This is a genomic window from Parabacteroides sp. ZJ-118, from assembly GCF_011038785.1.
Taxonomy (GTDB): Bacteria; Bacteroidota; Bacteroidia; order Bacteroidales; family Tannerellaceae; genus Parabacteroides.
In genome coordinates this window covers 1-6,354 of the sequence record NZ_JAAKDT010000068.1, presented here as the reverse complement: position 1 = coordinate 6,354, position 6,354 = coordinate 1, and the positions used below count along the sequence as shown (strand labels likewise).

Annotated in this window: 3 protein-coding genes; all 3 read left to right on the top strand. The window is 47.8% G+C overall.

The features are described from left to right. Window positions 1-2,815 (top strand): BPTD_3080 family restriction endonuclease (locus G7Y39_RS12830; RefSeq protein ID WP_165157840.1); only part of this gene is annotated, 2,815 nt, incomplete at its 5' end. Next, complete coding sequence (locus tag G7Y39_RS12825) at window positions 2,812-5,379, top strand: site-specific DNA-methyltransferase (protein ID WP_165157839.1); 2,568 nt, start codon at window positions 2,812-2,814, stop codon at window positions 5,377-5,379. The genes G7Y39_RS12830 and G7Y39_RS12825, both read left to right, overlap by 4 nt. Before the next feature lie 42 nt (window positions 5,380-5,421). Beyond that, window positions 5,422-5,970 (top strand): DUF262 domain-containing protein, encoded by a 549-nt coding sequence (locus tag G7Y39_RS12820; RefSeq protein WP_165157838.1) that lies wholly within the window; start codon window positions 5,422-5,424, stop codon window positions 5,968-5,970. Window positions 5,971-6,354: the final 384 nt, after the last annotated feature.

Here is a 6,354-nt window from a genome sequence, read left to right as displayed (position 1 = left end):
CCAAAGAGAGGCGGTAGAAACAGCGGTGTATCTGAATGAAGTGGCTGACCGGGACCCGAATATCGGTCGCAATCTTCTCCGTCAGTTGGACGAAAGACGGGAATCGGTGTCGAATTTTTGGGAGGATATCTTGCCGCGCACGGCATTCAAGATGGCAACCGGCACGGGTAAAACGGTCGTGATGGCGATGCTTATCCTGTATCATTATTTGAACAAATCCGAATACCATAACGATACCCGTTTTGCCGACCATTTTCTGCTTGTTGCGCCCGGTATTACGATACGAGACCGCCTCGGCGTGCTGATGTTGGATGAGAGTGCCGGTTCGCGATATGACAAGAAAGACTATTATCATCAGCGAGGACTGATCCCTGACCAGTACGAGAAGGTGCTCGGCGGTCTGAATAACGCGATTACGATTACCAATTACCACCAATTCGAGCCGAAGGTATATACCGGCAAGAAGGCAAGTCCGCTCGACGGCAAGATGGTATATCGCAGTGGCGAGGGGATGGTCAAACAATCCGACAAAGAGGATTTTCAGAGTGTCCTGTCGCGCATACTCGGCCCCGGTATGAAGGGGAAGCGCTTTATCGTCATCAACGATGAGGCGCACCACTGCTATCTGCCCAAAGAGAAAGAGGGCCGCGGCCGCAAAGATGAGGAGACCGCCGAAGGCGAGGAGGAAAACAAGCGGGCAATGGTTTGGTACGAGGGATTGCGCCAGATGAAGGCTCTCGGCTATAAGTTGCAGCACGTTTACGACCTGTCGGCTACGCCGTATTACCTTAAAGGTTCGGGATATGCCGAATATTCGCTGTTCCCGTGGGTCGTCACGGACTTCGGCTTGGTGGAGGCGATTGAGAGCGGATTAGTGAAAATCCCGTTCCTGCCGTCGATGGATGATACTCACGACTTGGAGGAGCCGAGACTGCGCAATATCTATGAGCATATTCGCGGTGAATTGCCCAAGAAAGGTCAGAAAGCGATTAAGAAGAAGGCAAAGGAGGAAGCAGCTGCCAATGGAACAAATCTGCCGATTGGCGAAATGCCGCCGAAATTGCCGACTCTTTTGACCATCGCGTTGGAACAGTTTGTCAAGGATTACGAGAAATACGACAACGGTATGCGTCAGGCAGGCGAAGCGGGTAAAAACTTACTCACTGCGCCACCGGTGTTTATTGTGGTCTGCAACAATACGACCGTTTCAAAAGAGGTCTTCAAACATATTGCGGGATATGAAACGGTGGATGCCGACGGAAACAAGATTTATGTCGACGGTGTATTCCCGATATTCTCGAACTATACGAATGGAATCCCCAAGAACATTCTCCCGTCGTTGCTTATCGACAGCTCTGCGCTCGATGACGCCGGCAATACCATTGACGATGAGTTCAAAAGAGTGTTTCGGCTGGAGATTGACAAGTTCAAACGCGACTATGCGCTGACGCACGGTGCGGGCAGTGCCGACTGTTTGACCGACAGCGATATTCTCCGTGAGGTGGTGAATACAGTCGGCAAGCCGGGGATGCTCGGCGGGCATATCCGATGCGTTGTCTCCGTCTCGATGCTTACCGAGGGTTGGGATGCCAATACCGTAACGCACGTGTGCGGAGTTCGTGCATTCGGGTCGCAGTTGCTTTGCGAGCAAGTGGCAGGTCGTGCATTGCGCCGTCGCAGTTACGACCTTGTGGCCTATGACCGGAGAACAGGCGAAGAGATACCGAGCGAGAGCGTTTACCGATACAGCGATAAAAACATCGTCTACAAGTTCCAACCCGAATATGCCCATATCATCGGCGTTCCGTTCAAGACTTTCAAAGGCGGTGTGGCCGCGCCACCGAAACCGCCGAAGCCGATAACCTTTATTCGTCCGGTTAAGGAGCGTACCGATATGGAGATTGTTTTTCCGAATATTGCAGGGTATCGCAGCGAACGGGAAAATTCGGTTATTAAAGCGGACTTTTCTCATTTGCCGAAATTCAAACTCGACTTCAATCGGATTCCGATGACAACGATTCTTCGCACTCCTGTCGGCGATGAAGAAGAGTTTTTGAAGAGCGATTACAAGAAGCTGCGCGATTCGCAGATAGTCTATGAACTGACGCGGCGGCTGCTCTCGGCAAAATATCGCGATGAATCGGGCGTACCGATGTTCCAAAAGTTTGCCCAGCTCAAAGCAGTCGTACAAAAATGGTATGATACGCAGGTAGAGATTGTTGGTGGAGAGGGCGACGCCGAAGCCCGCAGACTTGTCTTGTTTTGGAATCAAGACAAGACAAATGCAAGTATCTATGAAGGCATTAGCGAACATAACCGCGATGTCGAACGCATTATCGCCATTCTGAACCACTATAATCCGGAGGGCAGTACGCGCTATGTCTCGGGAGCGACTACCAAAAAGGTGTGGCCGACCGAAAAAAGCCATATCAACTATGTGGTTGCCGATACCGATTCGTGGGAGCAGATAGCGGCCAAAACGTTAGAAGAGATTCCGGCGGTGAAGAAGTATGTCAAAAACCATTTCCTCGACTTCAAGATACCCTATATGGCACTGAACGAGGAGAAAAACTTCGTCCCCGACTTTATCGCTGTGGTGGAGACCCCGTCGGGCGATACGGTCAATCTTATCATCGAGATTTCGGGCTTCTCCAACGACAGCACGAACTTCAAGGAGGAGAAACGGCACTATACGAATAATTACTGGCTGCCTGCTGCCAATAATCTGAAAAAGTACGGTCGGTGGGATTTCATCGAGATTTCCGACATCGACAACATCAAACCCCTGTTAATCGCAAAAATAAATTCGTTATGAGCAACATATTCAAACCTACCGACGCAATAAAGCACCCCGCAGACAAGCGGGTGGCGATTCCGACGACCGAACTCGCGGGAGAGGAAGCGGCTGTCATTGCAAGCGACCCGAAAACGGCTGAATACAAAACTTTCCGCCACGAGTTTACGCGCGGTCGCGACCCGGAACTCTATTGGCTCGGCAAGTATCGTAACGATGACGAGGAGACCTGCGACAGCGACCTGCGCGTCGATATTCGCAGTTTGTATGTCCACGAGGATATTCAGCCCGAACAACTTATCGACCGCCTGTATCGTACCCGTGAAACGGATAATCTTTTCGGCAGCGGCTTGGGCAATGTAATCGACGACGAATTGCAAAGAGTTGCAGAGTATTACCGCCACCACTCCGACTGGAAGAACCGTTTGATACAGGGCGATTCGCTGCTCGTAATGAACTCGCTGCTTAACCGCGAGGGAATGGCTGGCAAGGTGCAGTGCATCTATATCGACCCGCCGTATGGCATCAAATATAAATCCAACTGGCAGATGAAACTTAACAATCTGAATGTGTCAGAAGGAAAAGATACTGATTTATCCGGAGAGCCGGAAATGATAAAGGCGTTCCGTGATACATGGATTGATGGAGTGCATAGTTATTTGTCGTATCTTCGTGATAGATTAGTAATTGGTCGAGAACTGCTTACACAATCGGGATCTTGTTTTGTGCAAATATCCGATGAAAATGTACATCTTATCCGTAGTTTAATGGATGAGATTTTTGGCAGCGAGAATTTTGTGGCACAAATACCTTTCCGTAAAAAATTAATGCCTCTTGGCGCAAAAACGTTGGAGGGAATGTGCGATTATATTGTATGGTATGCAAAAGATATAGACAATGTTAAATATCGACAACTATACAAAAAATCATCTCCAAAAATAGAGTCTCGTTGGACTAATCTTAAAATGTCTGATGGCACAACTCGTAAGTTATCACAATCGGATAATATGGAAAAACTGCCGATAGGGAGTGATGTTTACCGATTAGTTTCACAGCGAGCTCCTTCTTTTTCAGAATTAAATGTGTATGATTTTGAGTTTAATGGAAGAACGTTTCATGCTCCCAAAGGCGGTTGCTGGGTTCTTCCCAAAGAGAAAATGAAAAAATTAAAAGATGCAAATCGGTTAGAAAAAGAAGGAGATAGTCTTAGTTATATTCTTTACCATTCGGATTTTCCTTATTCGAAAATTAATAATTTTTGGGATGATACTGCCCCTGTTCAAGGGAAAAAATATGTTGTTCAAACATCCGAACTTGCAATACAACGTTGTATTTTAATGACTACCGATCCGGGTGATTTGGTGCTTGACCCGACCTGCGGCAGTGGTACGACGGCATTTGTCGCTGAGCAATGGGGACGCAGATGGATTACCATCGACACTTCGCGAATTGCTATCAATATCGCCAAAAAGCGGTTGATGATGGCGACCTATCCCTATTACACACTTGCCGACCCCGAAGGTAAGGATGTTAGATTCGGTTTTAACTACAAGACCGTACCCCATATCACGCTGAAATCCATTGCTAACGACGAAGAGCCGGAAATGGAGGTGCTGTACGACCAGCCGCAGGAGGACAAACGCAAACTGCGCGTGAGCGGTCCGTTTACGGTCGAGACTTTGCAGAGTTTCAATGTGGTGTCGCCCGATGAACTCGACGACCGCACCGATGAAGCAGAAGAGAATCGACTGTTCCAAGAGCGGGTATTCAGTCATCTAGAGACGAGCGGAGTGCGGAACGGCGACCGCAGCCAAAAGGCTGTATTCCATGGAATGGAATCCGTCGCATCACCATTCCTCCATGCTCGCGGCTACTATACCGACAGCGACGGCGAGGAGCGGTTGGTCTATTTCCATATCGGCCCGAAATTCGGCACAGTATCGAAGCAGGCGGTAAATGAATCCGTCAAAGAGATGCGCAAACGGCTTGTCGAGGGAGCATCGTGGCTTGTGCTGCTTGGCTTCTCTTTTGAAGATAACATCAACGACAAGGATTACAACTTTGGCAACTTCACGGTCAGCAAAGTCCGTATGCACGACGACCTGATGCAGGACGGTCTGCTGAAAAAGGACAAAGGAGCCGGAGCGTTCATCACCATCGGCGAGCCGGATATTGCTATCGTCAAAGATTCCGCCGAATCATGCCACGTCGAAATTCGCGGCCTCGACATCTACGACCCGATTAAGGACATTGTGAAACCTCGTTCGGTGGAAGACATTGCCTACTGGGAGATGGACGACAACTACGACGGCACGCAGTTCATCGTGCGCTCCATTCATTTCTGCGGCGGCGACAAGAAGGAGTTCGAGGCGTGGCGCAAAGGATTGGGCAACCTGTTTAATTCGAGTGCAAAAACCAAGAAGAAGGCACAGAACACGTTGCGCATCGAGTTCTCCGACGAGATATGGGAGACTTTGTACGGTTTCACCTCCGAGCCGATATCATACGCCCCCGGCCGCCAAATCGCCGTCCGTGTCATCTCCCAATTCGGCGAAGAATCCTCAAAAGTATTGACGATAGAATAATATAGAGAACTGATAAATAGTCAATAGAGTAAAATAAATCATATGGGAAGCATAGAAAAACAAGAACCATCAAAGCGGTTGAATAGCGGATTTGAAGGGGAGGATGATAATAATCTCAAAGGACCATTCGATCCAAATGACATAGATGTTGATATTTCTGTAGTCAATTTAGGTTCGCTTTTAGAACAATTGGAGTACAGGGAAATTGATTTAAAACCGGAATTTCAGCGTTCAAGCGATGTGTGGTCGAGAGAGAGTAAGAGCCGTCTAATTGAGTCTATCCTTTTGGGGCTACCTTTACCATCTTTTTATTTCAGCGAAGATCCAGCGACGAACAAACTTGTTATTGTTGATGGACTTCAGCGGCTTTGTGCCTTAAAAGATTTTTGGATAGACAAGAAATTGGTCCTTGAAGGGATGCAGTTTTTGACGGATCTTGAAGGTAAAGCCGTTGGGGATTTGGATAGAACGCAGATTAGACGCATCAAAAGTCTTAAGGTTACGCTAAATACTTTACGTAAAAACACTCCTCCTGAGGTTAAATTTGTTATTCAAGTTTCGCAAGTTCAACTTGCTGATTCCATATTGTAGAATTTAGCGATATGAGCTATCTCATCAGAATGATTAATCGTAAGCGTTCGGTGAAAGCCGACTTTCCCCATTAAATATCGTCCATTATTTTTGCTGCGAAATAGAAACCAATCAAAATTGCAGTAAAATGGAAACATCAAAGAAGACAAAGGAGCCGGGTTTTAGCAGGATGTCTGTGGGTCCCAAGCCACAAGCGACTCGGTATCCGTCCGAAATCGGCCGACTTTTCCATAGCATTTTTGATTGCAAACTTTGCAGTTAAAAAAGCTATGTTCAATCTGAATGAAAACAACCGTATAGTGATGTCCCAACATCCGACAGACATGCGCATGGGCGTCAACTGTCTGAGCGGACAGGTAAGGATGGTCGGTCTTGATCCCTCGA